The organism is Mucilaginibacter achroorhodeus (genome assembly GCF_007846095.1).
Classification (GTDB): Bacteria; Bacteroidota; Bacteroidia; order Sphingobacteriales; family Sphingobacteriaceae; genus Mucilaginibacter; species Mucilaginibacter achroorhodeus.
Genome location: NZ_VOEI01000002.1, coordinates 149,390 through 167,470, shown reverse-complemented (window position 1 = coordinate 167,470; position 18,081 = coordinate 149,390). Strand labels below are relative to the sequence as shown.

At 42.8% G+C, this 18,081-nt stretch carries 16 protein-coding genes; 12 read left to right on the top strand and 4 right to left on the bottom strand.

Annotated elements, in window-relative coordinates:
- The first annotated feature begins 2 nt into the window (after window positions 1-2).
- From FPZ42_RS06690 to FPZ42_RS06660, 7 genes are all read left to right on the top strand, one after another.
- The gene (locus tag FPZ42_RS06690; RefSeq protein WP_146269723.1) at window positions 3-209 is read left to right on the top strand and encodes a hypothetical protein; all 207 of its coding nucleotides are present in this window, start codon (window positions 3-5) and stop codon (window positions 207-209) included.
- On the top strand, window positions 193-1,158 hold the full coding sequence (locus tag FPZ42_RS06685; protein ID WP_146269722.1) for a sterol desaturase family protein: 966 nt from the start codon (window positions 193-195) through the stop codon (window positions 1,156-1,158). The genes FPZ42_RS06690 and FPZ42_RS06685 overlap by 17 nt, the downstream gene beginning before the upstream one ends.
- 471 nt (window positions 1,159-1,629) lie before the next feature.
- On the top strand, window positions 1,630-3,192 hold the full coding sequence (locus FPZ42_RS06680; protein WP_146269721.1) for a PAS domain-containing protein: 1,563 nt from the start codon (window positions 1,630-1,632) through the stop codon (window positions 3,190-3,192).
- A 93-nt stretch (window positions 3,193-3,285) separates the two neighbouring features.
- Window positions 3,286-3,672 (top strand): sensor histidine kinase, encoded by a 387-nt coding sequence (locus tag FPZ42_RS06675; RefSeq protein WP_186458702.1) that lies wholly within the window; start codon window positions 3,286-3,288, stop codon window positions 3,670-3,672.
- A gap of 97 nt (window positions 3,673-3,769) precedes the next feature.
- On the top strand, window positions 3,770-3,970 hold the full coding sequence (locus FPZ42_RS06670) for a hypothetical protein (RefSeq protein ID WP_146269719.1): 201 nt from the start codon (window positions 3,770-3,772) through the stop codon (window positions 3,968-3,970).
- A gap of 75 nt (window positions 3,971-4,045) precedes the next feature.
- Complete coding sequence (locus FPZ42_RS06665; protein WP_146269718.1) at window positions 4,046-4,693, top strand: PAS domain-containing protein; 648 nt, start codon at window positions 4,046-4,048, stop codon at window positions 4,691-4,693.
- Window positions 4,657-5,112 (top strand): sensor histidine kinase, encoded by a 456-nt coding sequence (locus tag FPZ42_RS06660; RefSeq protein ID WP_146269717.1) that lies wholly within the window; start codon window positions 4,657-4,659, stop codon window positions 5,110-5,112. The genes FPZ42_RS06665 and FPZ42_RS06660 overlap by 37 nt, the downstream gene beginning before the upstream one ends.
- A gap of 85 nt (window positions 5,113-5,197) precedes the next feature.
- On the opposite strand, the gene FPZ42_RS06655 is transcribed toward FPZ42_RS06660, so the two are convergent.
- Window positions 5,198-6,565 (bottom strand): HAMP domain-containing sensor histidine kinase, encoded by a 1,368-nt coding sequence (locus tag FPZ42_RS06655; protein WP_146269716.1) that lies wholly within the window; start codon window positions 6,563-6,565, stop codon window positions 5,198-5,200.
- Window positions 6,562-7,284, bottom strand: coding sequence for a response regulator transcription factor (locus FPZ42_RS06650; RefSeq protein WP_261382242.1), 723 nt, complete (start codon window positions 7,282-7,284; stop codon window positions 6,562-6,564). Before FPZ42_RS06650 ends, FPZ42_RS06655 begins: the two co-directional genes overlap by 4 nt.
- 453 nt (window positions 7,285-7,737) lie before the next feature.
- Between FPZ42_RS06650 and mgtA the strand changes: the two genes are divergently transcribed.
- The 5 genes from mgtA to FPZ42_RS19330 all read left to right on the top strand — a co-directional run bounded on the left by mgtA (window position 7,738) and on the right by FPZ42_RS19330 (window position 14,193).
- Entirely contained in the window at window positions 7,738-10,431 is a 2,694-nt protein-coding gene (gene mgtA / locus FPZ42_RS06645) for a magnesium-translocating P-type ATPase (RefSeq protein ID WP_146269714.1), read from the top strand.
- Between the two features lie 173 nt (window positions 10,432-10,604).
- Window positions 10,605-11,927 carry a carbohydrate porin gene (locus tag FPZ42_RS06640; protein ID WP_146269713.1) on the top strand — a complete coding sequence of 441 codons (1,323 nt, stop codon included), beginning with the start codon at window positions 10,605-10,607 and terminating at the stop codon, window positions 11,925-11,927.
- A 1,035-nt stretch (window positions 11,928-12,962) separates the two neighbouring features.
- A complete protein-coding gene (locus FPZ42_RS19140) occupies window positions 12,963-13,124 on the top strand; it encodes a hypothetical protein (protein ID WP_186458701.1) in 162 nt (53 codons plus the stop codon).
- 30 nt (window positions 13,125-13,154) lie between these two features.
- Window positions 13,155-13,817, top strand: a complete 663-nt coding sequence (locus tag FPZ42_RS19335) for a transaldolase family protein (protein ID WP_261382241.1) — start codon at window positions 13,155-13,157, stop codon at window positions 13,815-13,817.
- Window positions 13,810-14,193 carry a transaldolase family protein gene (locus FPZ42_RS19330; protein WP_261382240.1) on the top strand — a complete coding sequence of 128 codons (384 nt, stop codon included), beginning with the start codon at window positions 13,810-13,812 and terminating at the stop codon, window positions 14,191-14,193. Before FPZ42_RS19335 ends, FPZ42_RS19330 begins: the two co-directional genes overlap by 8 nt.
- 632 nt (window positions 14,194-14,825) lie before the next feature.
- On the opposite strand, the gene FPZ42_RS06625 is transcribed toward FPZ42_RS19330, so the two are convergent.
- Window positions 14,826-16,535: a glycoside hydrolase family 15 protein gene (locus tag FPZ42_RS06625; RefSeq protein ID WP_146269712.1), complete on the bottom strand. Its 1,710-nt coding sequence runs from the start codon at window positions 16,533-16,535 to the stop codon at window positions 14,826-14,828.
- A 65-nt stretch (window positions 16,536-16,600) separates the two neighbouring features.
- The gene (locus tag FPZ42_RS06620) at window positions 16,601-17,485 is read right to left on the bottom strand and encodes an SDR family oxidoreductase (protein WP_146269711.1); all 885 of its coding nucleotides are present in this window, start codon (window positions 17,483-17,485) and stop codon (window positions 16,601-16,603) included.
- Window positions 17,486-18,081 lie beyond the last annotated feature (596 nt).

Here is an 18,081-nt window from a genome sequence, read left to right as displayed (position 1 = left end):
CTATGAAAATGGAGAAAGCCACCAAAGACCGCATTGTGCGCAATGTGTTCTTAAGCCTGTTTATTTTCCTGCTGCCCATCGCGGCAATGTTCACCACGTTTTATTTTACCGGCGAGCGCCCATGGGAAACAAAGAAACAGCAACACAAAACTGAAACTGACACCTCAATAAACACCAAAAACAATAAACAAGATGGAAGCAACGATTGAGTTTTTTAAAAAATTGATAGATAACCTGAATGGTTTCGGGTTTCCGTTCCTGGTATTTTTTATAGGCGTGGCGGAATTTTCTTTCGGCCTTTACCGCGGTAAATGGCCAAAGAACGAACGTTGGGTCGATATTGCCTGCTTTACTCTGCCACGACTGATCATCAGGCCGGCAGTAGCGTATTTTGGTCTGGAACTGTTACCAAAAGTATTGCCAGGATTGAAGAACGAATTTAGCTGGGTGCCATTTTGGTGGGGAGCCGCCATTATAGCAGTAGCGGACGACCTTACCCAATACTGGTATCACCGGTTGCACCACGAAGTGCCATGGTTGTGGCGTTTTCACCGCACGCACCACTCGGCATCGTACATGGGTATGGCTATGGCCAGCAGGCAAAATGCTATTTATACGCTGTTCTTTTCGCAAACCTATTTAACCACCGCACTGGTTTACATGGGTCTGGGCGTACCGGCGCTGGTGGTACGCGGCATCAAAGGCACTATCACCACGCTGGCCCACTCCAGCATCCCATGGGACAAGCCATTCTATAAATATAAAGTGCTGCATCCAATAGCTTGGGTGTTAGAAAGGGTGATATCAACCCCGGCCACGCACCATGCGCACCATGCTGCCACAACAGATGATGGCGTGGGTTACTACAAAGGCAACTTCGGTAATATGTTCTTTATCTGGGATATCATTTTCGGCACGGCACTTATTTCGCGCCAATATCCAAAAGCTTACGGTATCTCCCATTACGAGGGCGACCAATGGTATGCACAATTGCTTTGGCCTATATTTAAATCAAAAGTGGAAGGCAGTGAACTGGCTAAGGACGGTCCGGTGGTAAGATTGGATGATTTTGAAAGTACGCCTGCAGGCGATAAATCATTTCAAGACACTAAAACCGCTGATGAATATGATTCTGGTCCGGTACTGGCCGGGCGTTAGATTATCAAAATCCCCATGCGCAGGACGTATGGGGGTTAACTTGTTCAGTAGTTAGAAAATAATGAATTTACCAATATTATTCGATTGCGGGGTGTGACTAGGTTGTCTTGGGTAAAGATATCAGGCCCGACCGACACAGAGATCAATTCGATATGGGATAAAAATGGTTTATGCATTTCCGAAGTCAATAAAGGGCGAGAGCTCACGGCGATACAGGCCTACCAGAACTGAAGTGCCTGATCGCTTTGACCTGCTCAGACTAGTGCCGTCACACTCACAACGCGGGCATGATGACCTGTATTTTTCAGAGATTTATTATCTACTTGTTCTATATAATTAAAAATTGATCAGGTAGTAAAAACACTTAATTAATTACGTTTAGTGGTAAAAACAGGTCAGCGGAGACAATACCGGCCTTTCAGCGCTTTAAAAAGAGTCGTACTTCTTGTCGAAGAATATCGATAATTACCTATGATGTGTTCTTACGTTGTATTACCTTTATTAAAAAATATAGTCCATTTGGTAAGCAACGCATCTACTGGTATTTTAAGTTCGGAAATATTAAACATCTTAAGGCATTCGCAAGATGCAACGTTGGTATACACCAGCCGTGAATTGCATGTAGGTTACATTAACGCTGCCATGCTTCGCATTCTCAACAAACCAGAAAGCGTTGAAGGCCAACGTTTAGAAGATTTTGCTCCTGAACTGGAACCTTATTTTTCAATACTCAAAGCTTTATGGGATAAGGGAGAGAATCTTGTCCTTAAAGAATCGCCTGCAGATATTGACTTTAACGGCAATCTGGTAACTAATTACTTTGACATAGAATATCATCCGGTTAAGAACAAAAACAGCAGCACGATAGCTATCATTTGTACTGCCAGGAATGTAAACGATAGACTATTTGCAAAGCAAGTATTGACAGAGAAGGAAGTAAAAGAATTTGAGCTTATAAAAGACCTGGAAAAATCAAATGATGAATTGATTGATACACAGCACCGCCTTCAGTCGATCAACATTGAATTACGCAACAAGATAGAGCAACTTTCGCGCAATGAGCAATTTTTGAACAGGTTCATTATGGAGGCCCCGGCAGGTCTTGCGTTGATGCGTGGACCTGAATACATTTACACCATTCACAATGCAACTTATCAGGCAATCCTTCCAGGGAGAAAGCTGACAGGCAGGGGTTTTTTCGATGCGGTAGCTGCACTTAAAGGTACGCCGCTTGAACAGGTGCTGCACAATGTTTACCACAAAGGCATGCCTTATAGCTTCTCAGAATCTTTGGTCGCGCTTGCCGATTACGAAGGCGGACCGACAGTAGACCGTTACTTTACTTTTAATTATTTACCCTGGGTAGATGACAATGGCAAAGTGGATGGTATCTTGAATATGGCAGTTGAAGTTACAGAAGCTGTTAAGGCAAAGCAGCTTATTTCTAATTTAAATGATGCTTTGCGAAATGTTAACAGACAATTGGAAACTGCCACTACTGCAGCAAAAATAGGAACCTGGCAGATTGAACCTTCGTCTAAAGATCTGAAATATAACAATGTTCTTGCGAAGATATTTGGTTATGAGGGTTCAGAATCCATGACTTACGAGCAGGCGATAGGGCAGGTGCTTCCTGGTTTTAAGGACAAACTTCTGGAACAAATAAATATCGCAATTGAGAATGGAGGATATTATAACGCACTTTATCAACAAAAACGGTTTAATGATGGTAAGGTGATATGGCTGCGCTCTACCGGTCAAGTATCTAAAGACCGGCTTTCGGGCGAAATTTCGTTTTCCGGGGTCGTGCAGGATGTAACGCAACAGCAGGAAGAAGAGCAGCGTAAAAATAGCTTTATTGGTATGGTAAGTCATGAGCTCAAAACACCACTCACATCCTTAAATAGTATTGTTCAGGTGGCAGCGTTGAAACTTAAAAAGTCTGAAGATCCCTGGTTGGCGGGCGCCATGGATAAGGCAACATCACAAACGAAAAAAATGGCCAGGCTAATTAACGGATTTTTGAATATTTAAAGACTTGAGTCCGGTCAGCTGCAAATCGACAAGCAGCCGTTTATTTTCGGCGATCTGCTTCGAGAATCAATAGAAGAAGCCAGACTTACAGATTTGACCTACAACATCACATTAAACGCATGTGATAAAGTGGTTGTCCGTGCAGATAAAGATAAAATAGCCTCTGTGATTACAAACTTACTGGGAAATGCCATTAAATATTCCCCTAAGGGTACAGATATAAATGTAAACTGCATTTTGCAGCAAGACGACATACTGGTTACTATCGAAGATACCGGGATTGGAATTCGTTCCGAGGATGTAGAAAAACTATTTGACAGGTATTACCGGGTTCAGGATTCAGCTGTAAAAACAGTTTCTGGGTTTGGGATAGGGCTTTATCTAAGCGCAGAGATCATTAAACGCCATGGGGGTAAAATAGGGGTTGAAAGCATTCCAGGGCTTGGTAGTAAATTTTATTTTACTGTACCCATCAGTTAAAAACCTGAAAGTCTTCTATCAAAATCATTTCAACTTTTCGGGGTATTCCGTAACCATTTTGGTAAAGCATCAGTACATCGCTTTACTAAAGAAGTGATTGAAAAAGGGAAACATAGACAGCTTTAACGGACTTATAAATCAAGCGTTCATGAATCACCCGGTTCCGGTCGGTATGGGCAGCGGCCCGCAAGGCGTGATCTCGTTCTGTAACGATGTTTTTACGTCCGGCCATCCCGGAATCATCTTAACCATTCATGAACAGGTGTTAGAAGGCTATATGGTCACTACTGGTACGTAAAAGAATGATATTCACCTATAAAAGGCATAGCATCTGAATTACTAATGTTATAGTATCTTTACTGAAATTTTCTCTATGGGACATGATCAAACCTTATATGTTTCTCAGGAACATCTTGACATTGCATTGAACCACACTAAACTTGGCTTTTGGGAATTGGAACTGGAGAACCCGAGAATGATTTGCACTCCTCAGTGTAAGATCAATATAGGTGCAGGTGAAAAGCCAACAGTAAGTTACGAAGACTTGATCAATGCCATCATTCCTGAGGATAGGGAAAAAATGCAAGCTGATGTGGCACTTGCATTATTGCCGGGCGGAGGAACCTACAACTCTCAATATAGGGTCATACATCCTGACGGAAGCCTGCACTGGATCGAAGCAAATGGGAAGGTGCTTTACCAGAATGAAAAACCATACCGAATGGTTGGCACTACCCTCGACATTACAGCTAAAAAGGACATGGAAATGCTCAAGGATGAGTTGCTTAGTTTTACTACACATGAATTGAAGACCCCGGTGACGGTCATCAGAGGCTATCTTCAAATACTTTATACATTCATAGAAAAGACTGGTAACACCAGGTTCGCTGATATTTCAAAAAAAAGCTTGGATGCAACTGAAAGGATGACCAGGCTTTTAAAGGAGATTGCAGACCCAGAATACAGAAAGGAGATCAGATTATTTTGCAAAAACAGCAGTTTAACGTTTGTACGCTTTTAGCAGATACCATTGCCAGTATTAATATGGTCAGCCCTCAAACGCAATTTAGGCTGCATGCTTCAAGTTCTGCCTTAGTTATGGCAGATCGAGACCGGATCGGACAGGTTCTCATCAATCTATTAAATAATGCAATTAAGTTCGCACCAGATTCTTCGGAAATCGTCATGGTGGTCGATCAGCTTGAAGATCAGATAAAGATTAGCATACGTGACCGGGGAATCGGTTTATCAGAAAACGAGTATGCCAAAATATTTCAGAAATATTACCGGTCTGATCAAATAAAGAGTAAAGTGGAAGGCTCTGGCACAGGACTATATCTTTCCAGTGAGATCATTACCCGGCATGGAGGGCGGATCTGGGTGGAACAACCTGAAGACAAAATCGGCAGCAAATTTATATTTACCTTACCAAAAGTATAACTTGTTACAATAACGCTATTGGCGGTTGTTAGGTGTTTACAAGCGACTTTGCTGATATTATTAAAGGGGGATGTTCGATGGTTATTTATACGTGCGGAAGCTCGATAGTGAAAGTTGTACCTTGATGGAGTTGTGAATATACCGCTATGTCTCCCTGATGCAATTCGATGATCTTTTGAGTTAGCGAAAGGCCTATGCCATTACCTTCAGTAAATTTTTTGTTTTGCCCACGGTAAAACGCTGTGAAGATTTTACCCAGCTCCTCTTCACCTATGCCTATCCCATGATCCTGAAAACGAAGAATCGTTTTGTCGGGCAGATAACTGATCGCAACGGACAATTCATGTTTTTCAGAAAATTTACAACCGTTTTCGATCAAATTCATGAAAGCTACTCTAAGCAGGTATTCATTGCCTTTTACCGAAATAAAATCATCATCCTCTATTTCCTGTTCAAAAACGATATTGATCTTATAGCCCGGATGATTGTGCAGCACGTCATTACGTGCATCCAACAACACTTCATCCAATCTGATCTCTTTAAATGAGATTTCAGTATGGTCATAATTGGCCTTAGCAAGATCAAGTAAACTATTGGAAAGCCTAACCAGTTTCTGCGCATCCGTAATAGCATGGTTGATTGAATCTTTGTAGAATTGATTATCTCTTCCCTTTTCAACTGTTACCTGCAATTCGGTAAGCATTGCCGTAAGTGGCGTACGTAATTCGTGCGAGATATTGGAAACAAACTCCTTTTGTGCGTCAAAAGATCTTTCCAGCCGATTAAGCATGGCGTTGAACGTGATCGCAAGTTCGGCGATCTCGTCTTTACCATTTCCTTCGCCAACACGTAGGTCAAGATTAGTTGCCGTGATCTCTTCTACTTCTTTGACCAGGTCCGATACTGGTTGGAGCACCTTGCTGGCCAAAAACTCGCCCGCCATATAAACGAAACCAATAGCTGCAAAAAAAGCAAAAATGAGGGTTAATTTTAGATTGTTTAGTTTGCTGTAACCTGATGCATCATTTGCTGCGGCCGTGATCACATAATCTTTTTGTTTATGATGATATAAAAACCCGACCACTTGCAAACTGCCCTGGTAAAAGCGGATCTGTTTTTTGTTCACGATTTCATCGATCATTTCTTTCGTTTCCTTTACTTTATCTATATCAACCGCATCATGGTAAAGCAAATGGAAAGAAGTATCATAAATGGCAACTTCTTCCTGAAATAACGAATTCTCGGCATTTCTATAAATGAGCTGTAAAACATCGGGTTTTACTTTGGCATCTAATAGCAGGTTCGCTTTTGTAGTTGCAGTATGATGCAACAAGCTGTAGTATTCCTCTTCACGGTTTTGAGAAAAGGAAAAGTAAATGACCAGTGCAAACGCCAGAAGCAGCAGCGCTATGATAGAAGTGAATAAGAGCGAAAGGCGTTTACGGATGGTCATGATTCTGCTTTAAATATAAATCCCATACCCGGTTTAGTGTGAATAAGCTTGACCGCGTGATCCCGGTCTACCTTCTTGCGGAGATAGTTCATATAGACATCAATGAAGTTTGTGCCGGTGTCAAATATGGTTTCCCACACGTTTTCACTGATCTCAGACCTTGACAGTACACGCTCACTGTTTCGCATCAGGTATTCGAGCAGCTTAAATTCTTTGGGTGTCAGATTTATTTCTAAACCGTTACGGCGCACGGTTTTGGTTTTTGTATTCATTTCCAGATCGCCTGTTTGCAGGATAATGGCCGTTTCCGATCTCAAAGCGATGTTATTTCTTTTAGCTAACACGCGGACACGAACTTCCAGTTCCCGAAAATCAAAAGGTTTAACCAGGTAGTCATCTGCTCCTGCGTCAAAACCTTCTACTTTATCGTCGGTGGTGCCTAAGGCTGTCAACATGATCACCGGAACCTGCGGGCATTCTTTTTTGATCATCTTGCAAAGCTCCAGGCCGTTGATCTGAGGTAGAATTATATCCATGATGACCACATCATAATCTTCCTGAACAGCCAGTTTAAGCCCCATCTTACCATCATAGGCCACGCTTACATGATGGCCTGCTTCCAGAAGGCCACGGCGGATCACTGTGGCAACACGTTCATCGTCCTCTATGATCAATAACTTAAGCATCCCCAAAATTAGCCATGTTCTGGGAAAGATCATTCGCTCTAATGGATTTATAATAAAATTATAACGGAGCTCTAACAGTGATTGAAAACTGAGGCAAATACCTTTGCAGCGCAAATCAGAAAATTTGCAATTAACATCAATTAAATGGATACAGGTCCGAGTTATACAAAAATCAATACAAACACCTCCCGGTAAACCCGGACCGCTCTTTCGACGCAGTCCCGGTTTACCGGGACAAAACGAATGTTATGCGCAAAAATGAGAAAAGAACCAAAGCACTTCTTGTTAGGTTTAAATCAAAAAAGTCTAAAACCGCCAATTCTACTTTATTACCTGACCGCCGTTTTCCTCCCACCTTCTGCTTTCGGGATAGTGTCAGCTTTGCCCTGCAAATACCGGATCATCTCATCAGTGAAGTTTTTAAAGAAAGGTAATCAGCTTCGTTTTCCAATTTAATTTATTCATCCATTACCAACGTTCAACATCATGACCATTAAAAATATCACCCCTAAAATAAACGGCAGACCCGCCAGTGAGATGGATAAAATGGCTGTCAATAAATTACAGCATGTTTCGGCAAGTGAGGCCGATAATATCATGGCTATGCTGGATAGTAGGGAAAAAGGCCTTTCCGCAGCCAACATTACAGAAAAAAGAAAACAATTCGGGCTGAATGAGATCCAACATGAAAAAGCACCAGCCTGGTACGTGCAGCTCTTCCAGGCATTTCTAAATCCATTCATAGCCGTATTGATCATTTTGGCTATCGTTTCCTTCATTACCGATGTAATGATCGCTGCCCCGGCAGACAAAAGCTATAAAACCGTTATCGTCGTCGGCGTGATGATCAGCCTGAGTTCATTACTTCGCTTCTGGCAGGAATTTACCAGCAATAAGGCGGCGGAAGAACTTAAAAGTATGGTTAAAACCACTGCAACCGTGCTGCGTAATGAGGGGGAAATAAAAGAAATCGACATCAGGCAACTTGTTCCTGGAGATATTGTTCATTTAAGTGCCGGTGATATGATTCCGGCAGATTGTCGGGTTATCCAATCTAAGGACCTTTTTGTTAGCCAGGCGATGTTGACCGGCGAATCGTTACCACTTGAGAAACGTGAGCATCCTATAGGAGATGCAAATGATAGATCGCCTCTTGACCTGGAGAACATTTGTTTTATGGGTACTAATGTTGTGAGCGGCACGGCCAGCGCCATCGTTGTAAATACGAGCAACGCCACTTATTTTGGTAGTATCGGTAAAGCCATTACTGGGAAACGTACTGAAACCAGTTTTGATAAAGGCGTAAATAAAGTAAGCTGGTTGCTTATTCGTTTTATGCTGGTAATGGTTCCGTTGGTATTCTTGGTTAACGGATTCACCAAAGGTAACTGGTTTGAAGCCCTGTTATTCGGTATCTCAGTAACGGTTGGCCTTACGCCCGAAATGCTGCCAATGATTGTTACCGCTAACCTGGCTAAAGGGGCCAAAAATATGAGTAAGCGCAAAGTGATCGTGAAACGCCTTAACGCCATCCAGAATATAGGCGCGATGGATATTCTTTGCACTGATAAGACCGGGACAATCACCATGGACAAAATCGTGCTGGAAAGGCACCTGAATGTTTTTGGCGATGAGGATGATGAAGTGATGAAATGGGCGTACCTGAACAGTTTTCATCAAACCGGCTTGAAAAACTTGTTAGATGTTGCTGTGCTGGAACACGCCGAAATCCATAGTTGTGTAAATGCAGATGAACACTTCAAAAAGATAGATGAGATCCCTTTTGATTTTCAGCGCAGGCGAATGAGCGTCATCCTGGAAGAAAAAAATGGTAAGCATTTATTGATCTGCAAAGGCGCAGTTGAGGAAATGCTGGAACTGTGCTCGCACGCTTTTGATCCGGGTGAAGACAAACAGCTGCACATCGAAAACGATAAGATCGTGCTGATGGATGCAGCTATGCGGAAGATCATCTTAGATACCTCCCGCAAATTGAATGAAGAGGGTTTGCGTGTACTGCTTATCGCGATCAAAGAGGATGACAAACGTCCGTTAACCTATTCGGTTGCCGATGAAAGCAATATGGTATTGACCGGGTTCATCGGATTTTTAGACCCTGCTAAACCATCCGCCAAGCCAGCCATTGAAGGTTTGCATAAACTGGGTGTAGAAATTAAGGTGCTTACCGGGGATAACGAAATTGTCACCCGCAAGATCTGTAAAGATGTAGGTATCCCCGTACAAAGTATCCTTTTAGGTAAGGATATTGAATTCTTGAGTGATGGTGAACTCACTGAACAACTGGATAAGACGAGCATATTAGCCAAGCTGAGCCCGATCCAAAAATCACGAATAGTAAAACTGCTGCAGGCCAAAGGCCATACCGTAGGTTTTATGGGCGATGGTATTAATGATGCTGCTGCATTGCGTGATGCAGATGTAGGCATTTCGGTAGATACAGCGGTGGATATTGCTAAAGAAAGCGCTGACATTATCCTGCTGGAGAAAGACCTGATGGTTTTACGTAAGGGTGTGATCTACGGCCGCCGAACTTTTGGCAATATCATTAAATATATAAAGATGACTGCCAGCAGCAATTACGGCAACATGTTCAGCATGCTGGGCGCGAGCGCATTCTTACCTTTCTTGCCTATGCTGCCCATCCAGTTACTGGTACAGAACCTTTTATACGATCTGTCGCAGACATCAATTCCATGGGATAGTATGGATGAGGATTTTATTGAGAAGCCGCAAAAATGGGACGCCCGGGGTATCAGCAAATTCATGTTGTATATCGGCCCAATAAGCTCAATTTTTGATTATGCCACGTTCTTTGTAATGTTTTTCTTTTTCAAAGCCAATTCACCGTCGCATCAAAGTTTGTTTCAAAGCGGTTGGTTTATCGAAGGTTTATTGTCGCAAACATTGATCGTGCACATGATCCGGACACGCAAGATCCCCTTTGTTCAAAGCTGGGCCGCAGCCCCGGTAGTGGCTTTAACAAGCCTGATCATGATTATTGGAATTGCGCTGCCATTTTCACCTCTGGCGCCGGCTTTAAAATTACAGGCCTTGCCACTGAGTTATTTCCCTTGGCTCATCGGTATTTTACTAAGCTATTGTGTACTTACTCAAGTTATTAAAAACTGGTTTATTAGCAAATTTAACCAATGGCTGTAAAGAAAAAGTCGAAGTGGCGCTGGTGGTTGTTAGCCATGATCATCCTGGTGATCCTTAATGTTTTGGTAGACCATTTCTTTTTGCAGCGTCAGCATTAATTAACAGATCATTTAACCTGTAAAGCAAGTTCTTAAATAAGAATGATGGATCTGCTTTGCCCAAATTTTTAAAGAATGAAAAGATTATTATCACTTCTAACAATATTGTTTTTTTCAGTTACTGCAGTATCAGCTCAGCAGACAGATACCTTGAAAAAGCGCATCAATTTTCATTTCCAGCTGACGGCGATAAACCAAAGTCATCCTGCTTTTCACGCGCCATACAGCGGCCGAAACAGTTTGCAACCTGGTGCTGAGGAGGCATTATCGTTAACATCAACCATGTTTATCGGAGCAAGGTTGTGGAAGGGAGCATCGATATATTTCAACCCGGAAATTTCTGGTGGCAGGGGATTCAGCAGCGCGGTCGGGGTAGCGGGTTTTCCAAACGGAGAAACCTTTCGTATCGGCAGTTCAGCACCGGCACTTTATCTTGCGCGTCTTTTTTACAGGCAACATATTGCGTTGAGTAAAGAAGTGGATACTGCCTGCGATGATGCTAATCAGATAACAGAATTGGTTCCACTAAAGCGGATAACGGTCACCGCCGGAAAGTTCGCTATAGCAGATATGTTTGATAACAACAGTTTTAGCCATGATCCACGCACGCAGTTCATGAACTGGTCATTAATGAGTGCCGGTGCCTGGGATTATCCCGCAAACACCAGAGGTTATACCGATGGTATCGTGATCGAATACATTACGCCGGCTTGGGCGGTACGGATTGGCACTGTGTTAGTTCCCACCTATGCAAACGGGCCTGATCTTGATTACCATTATGGCAGGGCACATGGCCATGTGGTAGAGGTACAAAAGAATATGGTTTTTGGAAAAAGGAAAGGGAGTCTGCGTGTTTTAGCGTTCCGGAATGTTTCCAAAGCTGCTAATTATAAAGAAGTTATTGATGGTTACATCAACCATAGTGATTCACTTAATGTTATCAACGGTCAAAAATACGGCGGGGTTAAATATGGGTTTGCTATCAATTGCGATCAGGAACTGACTAATGACCTGGGATTTTTCTTTCGTGGTAGCTGGAATGATGGTCAAACTGCCACCTGGGCTTTTACGGAGATCGATCGAAGCGGCAGTTTAGGCATCAACTTGTCCGGCCGTTCCTGGCATCGTCCAAATGACACATTTGGCATTGCAGCTGTTGTTAATGGTATTTCTTCTTCGCACAGAGCATATTTGGCTGCGGGTGGTTACGGGTTCATAATAGGTGATGGGAAACTAACCGATTTCAAAACTGAAAACGTCCTGGAAACATATTACAGCGCCCTGATCAATACATCATTAAAGATATCCCTCGGTTATCAGTTCATTCAAAACCCTGCCTATAACGCTGATCGTGGCCCTGTGAACGTTTTCTCCGTCAGAGCGCATATTATAATTTAAATTAATAATTAAGTAAGGTCTGATTTAAGGACGCTATCAGGCAATTCAATGATGGCGAGAGATTCTCCCTGCGGTAGCCGAAATATTTGACTCCAGAGATCCATGGATGATATGAAAAAGATGAGTGTATGAATGCCCGCACTGGTATAGCCAAAGGTTGTGGATCACTAATTCGACAAATAGTAAGCAGGCTTTATTTTCGTATAACTAAGGTTAAATTCATGAATTTGATCAATCAGTCTGTCGCCGCTGGTAGATAACCCAGATTCACTTGAAGTAGCAGAAAGTGTTTTAAAATACAAAACTAAGATGTTAAAAATGCGGACAATTACACCCGGTTTCATGCAACTTGCAGAACAGTATTTACCTCATCTTATGATCCTGGATTATCGGTTAGGAGATGGCAACGGCGGAGAACTGTACAGAGAGATCAAGACAAATGCTCAACTTAATAATATACCGATCATGCTTTTTTCAGCAGATAGTAAAGCGCTGTTAGAACTTTAGATTACGACTGTGATGCGGTCATATCCAAACCGTTTGATCTTATTCACTTTTTGACAACGGTGAAGAGACTGACCGAGAATGCTTGAAATTAATCGAAAAGCGATAAATATAAAGTATTATAACTTGAAACGTATTTTTTAAGTTAGACCGAAACAACTTTTGTTATCAGAAAATGGTTGATTTAAATGGTATGCTTTTGAGATCGACATTGTTTGATATGGCTGAACAATGTGAGTCAATATACAAGCTTGATGTACTATTATCCTTCTATTATCAGGGGAAGTTTATTTTGATTAATCCATTTTCACCCCGAGTGTAAAATTCATGACTGCAAATATCACTTTAGGTTAGAAATCAACTGGAATGATAGTCGACCTTCAATCATAAAAAATTCCAATTAGCAAACTCTATACATTCCTTTAAGTTGTAATAGTAACGTCTTGAGTATTGGGTAATATACTGCTACATAACGCAGACCCCTCTCCGCATTCGGAATACCATTAACAGGTGGTTGATCAACGTTTAATTATGAATGAACACTTTTTTTTAAAAGGTCAGGGTGTGATCACGCCAGATGGCAAGGGTGAAGTTGTCGATGCGACAGGCGACTCGATCACGATAAAAATGGATGACGGGACAAGCCTTCTTTTCCCATCGACGGAGCTGACGGATGATAGCAATGCCGGCTGAAACGCTTAATTAAGGATAAAGAATATAACGATGACAACAACTTTGAATCGGGTCAAAATGATCCATACTGATTTCAAACAAAGTATCTGGCTGGACTTTATAGACGGGGCGATCATGCGTACAGGCAAGCTCAAAAACCTCATTGATGAAGATGGCATCCGGGGGGTCACGTCCAATCCTGCAATCTTTGAGCAGGCGATCAGTGCGAATTCTGATTACGATGAAGATATTGAAGAATTCGCAAAATCTGACGCTGATCCAGAGAATATTTTCTATCAACTAGCCATCAAAGACATACAAGCGGCGGCTGACCTTTTTCTGCCGGTGTACAACGAGGAAGTTGATGGAGCAGACGGATACGTCAGTCTTGAGGTATCACCATTGCTTGCGTTGGATGAAAAAAATACGATTGCCCAGGCCAGGGAATTATGGCAGGCTGTTGACCGCAAGAACGTGATGATCAAAATTCCTGGTACGCTGCCTTGTCTCCCTGCTATCAAAAAAGCAATTAGTGAGGGGATTAATATAAATGTCACTCTCATTTTTGGCCTGGAACGGTATGAAGAAATCGCCTTATGCTTATATCGAGGGATTGGAACTTGGACTTGCTGCCGGACAGAAGATCAACAGGATTGCTTCTGTGGCCAGCTTTTTCCTAAGCCGCATCGATCTTTTTGTCGACCCTTTGCTTGAAGAAAAAGGCTTGGTTGAATTCACAGGCAAAGCTGCTATAGCTTCGGCTAAAACAGCATATGGCCTTTATCGAACAATCTTCAGCGGCGAACGCTGGGAGAAACTAGCGGCAGCCGGAGCAAAACCGCAGCGGCTGCTTTGGGCAAGTACTGGCAACAAAAATCCAGAGACTAAAGACACAGTTTATGTCGAAGAACTAATTGGCCCAGACACCGTCAATACGGTCCCGTTGTCGACAATAGACGCCTTTAAGGATCATGGTCTGCCTGCAAACAGGCTTGAACAGCAACCTGAACATGCCCTGGCTATTTTGGAGAAGCGCAGGCTGGAATTGATATGGAAGAAGTGTCTTTGCAATTGGAAACGGAGGGGATAATAAAATTTGAAACCCCATACAAACAGCTTCTTTTATCCATCACTGAAAAAGTGAACAAAAGATGATTTGATATTGATGACAATTACACTTTGACGAATTGGACTCATCATATTACATAATCTATCACATAAGACAATATCGATAGCTACCTAAAGTGATTTATTTCTACCTCAAGAAATGGAAAATTTAGCGTTGTACAAGTGTAAGTAAGTAAAAAGGCCTTTTCATGACGAAAACTCGCAGTTACATTTCACAAATCATGACATAGCTTTTGTTATTTAAGCTATTTTCATAAGATATAATCAGGAAAAAAATAAATGTAATAAAAATTACTACGCAATGTACAGCCGTAAATTTGAATTTGCGCACCAATTATAGCTTCTATTAGATATTAGATGTGGTAAGCTTACTGCAGAAAAAATCAGGTTTATAGCATCCCGTTAAGAAAAAATTACCATTCCTTTGCTGTCGGCAGTGTAAATTGGTTGAAAATATAAATTATTGGTTAGTAGCTAATAATTAATTAATCGAGGTGCAGTACGTCGGTGATTAAATAATCTTAATGCACAAAACTGTTTGCATATACCTCATCGGCTCTCTCCGGTTATAAGAATAATAGACCGTCACGATCATTACCGCACGGCGTTTTCAAGCGCATTTACCGCACAGATGAAAGATGAATGGACAAAGGTCTGCGGGAAGTTACCGAGCATGATTTTGTTTTCGGTGTCATACTCCTCACTGAAATAACCGAGGTCATTTGCGCAGTTTTGTACCGCGGAAAGTATGGCATTCGCTTTATCAAGGTTGCCTGCCAGTACATAGTGGTGGGCCATCCAGCAGCTTGCTGCAAGAAATACACCTTCCTGACTTGAGTCAAACTCCTGTAAATGGCGGCGGTACAAATTGCCATCGCTGTAACGTTCTTCAATAGCGTCAATCGTTGCTTTTAAATATTTGTCGTCTGCTTTAGCAAAGCCAAAAGGAGCCAGTAAGGCACAAGCAATATCTACGTCCTCCGAACCTGCATGAACCGCAAGTGCGCCATAGCTCGTGAGGCAATTTTCGTTAATGAATTTTCTGATCAGACCTGCGTTGTATCGCCAACGTTCTGCGGTTTCCTGGTTATTTTGATAGGGAGCCATCACTTCAAGTGCCCGTGCTGCAAGCGCTTTGCTTGATGTATAATGCTGCACTTGTTCTTCTTCCCAAATCCCGTTGTCCTTGCGTTCCCAGTTTCTGCAAATGTAATCCGCAATAGATTCGACAATTTCCCATTCAGGCCTTTCATCCGTTTTTGCATAGATGGCTCCGCACGCGAGCAGGATACTCGCCTCCGCATCGAGCTGGAACTGATCTGCTGCCGTGTTGCCGGTCATTAAAGGTCGACTGTCCTGATAACCCGCCAAAGAAAGATATTTGAAGTTTTTTCGGACAGTTTGATCTATCCCATAAAAACAGGAAACATGCGATTGGCCATTTTTGCGCATTGCACCGGATACGAATGACATAAAGGACCTTTCAACCTTCCCATCTGTTTGCAATCCCACCAAGGATGAAGTGATCAGGGCTGCGTCTCTCATCCAGACAAAACGGTAATCATAATTTCTTCTACCACCAATTACTTCAGGGAGACCGGTGGTAGGGGCAGCGATGATACCACCTGTAGGTTCGTAAACCATTTGCTGCAGTGCCCGGAGCGAATTTTGTACCTCGCGCTCAAAAGGACCTTCGTAATTTATGTGTGCTTCAATATTTATCCACGCTTCACGCGTTAGCTGCAACGCTTCATCAATGTCTGGCTCGGTCAGTTGCTCGCAGTCCGTAAGCGCAGCCCATGAGCTTTCCCCCGCTGTAACGTGGTAATGAATGACATCATTTTCTAAAGTGATAGGGTGCGAGCTATGCAGCCAAAGATTTTTCGACGGAAAATGTATCACTTCCGCTTGGGTTTGTAACGCATCCGTAGCCTGTAAGCCATAGTCAGATCTCAGGGAAAGTTCTCCGGAAAACGCCACGGGTGATCTGGAAATCTTTCTGCAGATGCCTTTAAATGATGAATTCATCGGCATAAAGTCGATAAATTTAACTTGTTGGCTATTCACCTGAAGATAGGTGTACAAAATACTGCTTCTTTGCTCAAATGCCCTGTTGAGGAAGATACCATCAGAAAAGTTGATCTGCCAGTAACCCCCCTTGTCTTGATCGATAAGGCTTGAAAAAACAGCGTCGTGGTCAAACGCACCCGGGCAATACCAGCTGATCGTCCCTTCACGGTCAAGTAATGCACACGCGTTTCGATCACTGATCACTGCCAGTGAAGAGATAGGGGGTTGTTTCATACAATGTTATCGGCTAAAAGTACCGGGCCGGATTCCGGCCCGGTTAAATGCTGTCTATTTCTTGATTACGGATGGCCGTTACCACCTGCTGCTCCATAAACCTGGCCTGTGGCAAAGCTTGCTTCAGCGTCAGCCAGCTGAACAAAAATAGAAGCCAATTCGGCGGGCTGGCCGGGACGACCCAAAGGCGTAACTGCTCCAAACTTTTCTATAGCATCCTGAGGTTGGCCACCGCTAACTTGTAATGGTGTCCACACCGGACCAGGAGCTACCCCATTCACGCGGATACCCTTAGGGCCTAATTGCTTAGCCAGCGACTTAACATAGGCTACATTGGCAGCTTTTGTTTGTGCATAGTCGAAAAGGTTTTCTGATGGATCATATGCCTGAACAGAGGTGGTAACGATGATCGCCGATCCCTCTGGCAAGTGCGGTAAAGCTGCCTTAGTGATCCAGAACGGGGCATAAATATTGGTTTTTATGGTAGCATCAAACCCTTCTTCAGTAATGTCCAGAATAGAATCTTTTGCCTGTTGCCTGCCTGCATTGTTAACCAGTATGTCCAGCCCGCCTAATTCAGCAACCGCTGTGGATACCAATATTTTACAAAATTCAGGATCGGTTATATTTCCAGGAATCGCGACACCAATGCGCCCTGCCGCTTTGATCAGAGCAATCACCTCGTCGGCATCGCTTTGTTCTTCAGGCAAGTAGTTGATGGCTACGTCGGCACCTTCGCGGGCGTAAGCTATTGCTGCGGCACGGCCAATGCCTGAGTCGCCGCCGGTGATCAGCGCTTTGCGACCCTCAAGTCTGCCGGATCCTTTATAACTTTTTTCGCCATGATCCGGCAACGGTTTCATTTTAGAAGCGAGGCCAGGTACTTCCTGAGGTTGTCTATCAAACGGAGGGGCAGGATACTTGCCGGCCGGGTTTTCCAGTTTTTTCATTTTTGCTGCGATGAATTTCTAAATAGGTAAATTTTATTACCATAACGAAACGCTTTTAAATGTGGATTTGTTAGGAGAAATTTTGAGATTGTTTGTCAAATGCCAAGATTGGCCATTTCTCGAGGGTTTTGAAAAAATGCTATCCGTTACCGTATCGAGCTTGTAGTGGATGTTACTCAATTTTTAAAGTGTCAGATAGGGTGGATGACAGCTTTGAGTTTAATGTAAGTTATAGAATGGCATTAAATTAAAAATAGAGACACTTTCAATGGCAATACGCTTGGTGCACATTATCGGATATATATTTTGATACGCTTACCAAGAAGGCGCTGGAGTGGTAATGATATAGCAGGATGCACATTACAGTCAGTGAGCTGTACTCACTGACTATGATTTTAAAGCAAAAAGTGATGAATTTACCAACTGCTTAGCGATATACAGGTATCAGCAATTAGTCAACTTTCCAGGAATATTTAAGACAACGCATGCATCTGTACCTTTTTAGTGGCAACCAAAACAGCAAAAACCGCATTATAAAATTTCTTTTTACTCTGACGACATCTGCCTTGGCTGCGCCGCAACGGCATGCCTGAACG

Coding starts and splice junctions, on each gene's coding strand:
- FPZ42_RS06690 (WP_146269723.1), top strand. CDS start 3: ATGAAAATGGAGAAAGCCACCAAAGACCGCATTGTGCGCAATGTGTTC.
- FPZ42_RS06685 (WP_146269722.1), top strand. CDS start 193: ATGGAAGCAACGATTGAGTTTTTTAAAAAATTGATAGATAACCTGAAT.
- FPZ42_RS06680 (WP_146269721.1), top strand. CDS start 1,630: ATGATGTGTTCTTACGTTGTATTACCTTTATTAAAAAATATAGTCCAT.
- FPZ42_RS06665 (WP_146269718.1), top strand. CDS start 4,046: ATGGGACATGATCAAACCTTATATGTTTCTCAGGAACATCTTGACATT.
- FPZ42_RS06655 (WP_146269716.1), bottom strand. CDS start 6,565: ATGACCATCCGTAAACGCCTTTCGCTCTTATTCACTTCTATCATAGCG.
- FPZ42_RS06650 (WP_261382242.1), bottom strand. CDS start 7,284: ATGATCTTTCCCAGAACATGGCTAATTTTGGGGATGCTTAAGTTATTG.
- mgtA (WP_146269714.1), top strand. CDS start 7,738: ATGACCATTAAAAATATCACCCCTAAAATAAACGGCAGACCCGCCAGT.
- FPZ42_RS06640 (WP_146269713.1), top strand. CDS start 10,605: ATGAAAAGATTATTATCACTTCTAACAATATTGTTTTTTTCAGTTACT.
- FPZ42_RS19140 (WP_186458701.1), top strand. CDS start 12,963: ATGAATGAACACTTTTTTTTAAAAGGTCAGGGTGTGATCACGCCAGAT.
- FPZ42_RS19335 (WP_261382241.1), top strand. CDS start 13,155: ATGACAACAACTTTGAATCGGGTCAAAATGATCCATACTGATTTCAAA.
- FPZ42_RS06625 (WP_146269712.1), bottom strand. CDS start 16,535: ATGAAACAACCCCCTATCTCTTCACTGGCAGTGATCAGTGATCGAAAC.
- FPZ42_RS06620 (WP_146269711.1), bottom strand. CDS start 17,485: ATGAAAAAACTGGAAAACCCGGCCGGCAAGTATCCTGCCCCTCCGTTT.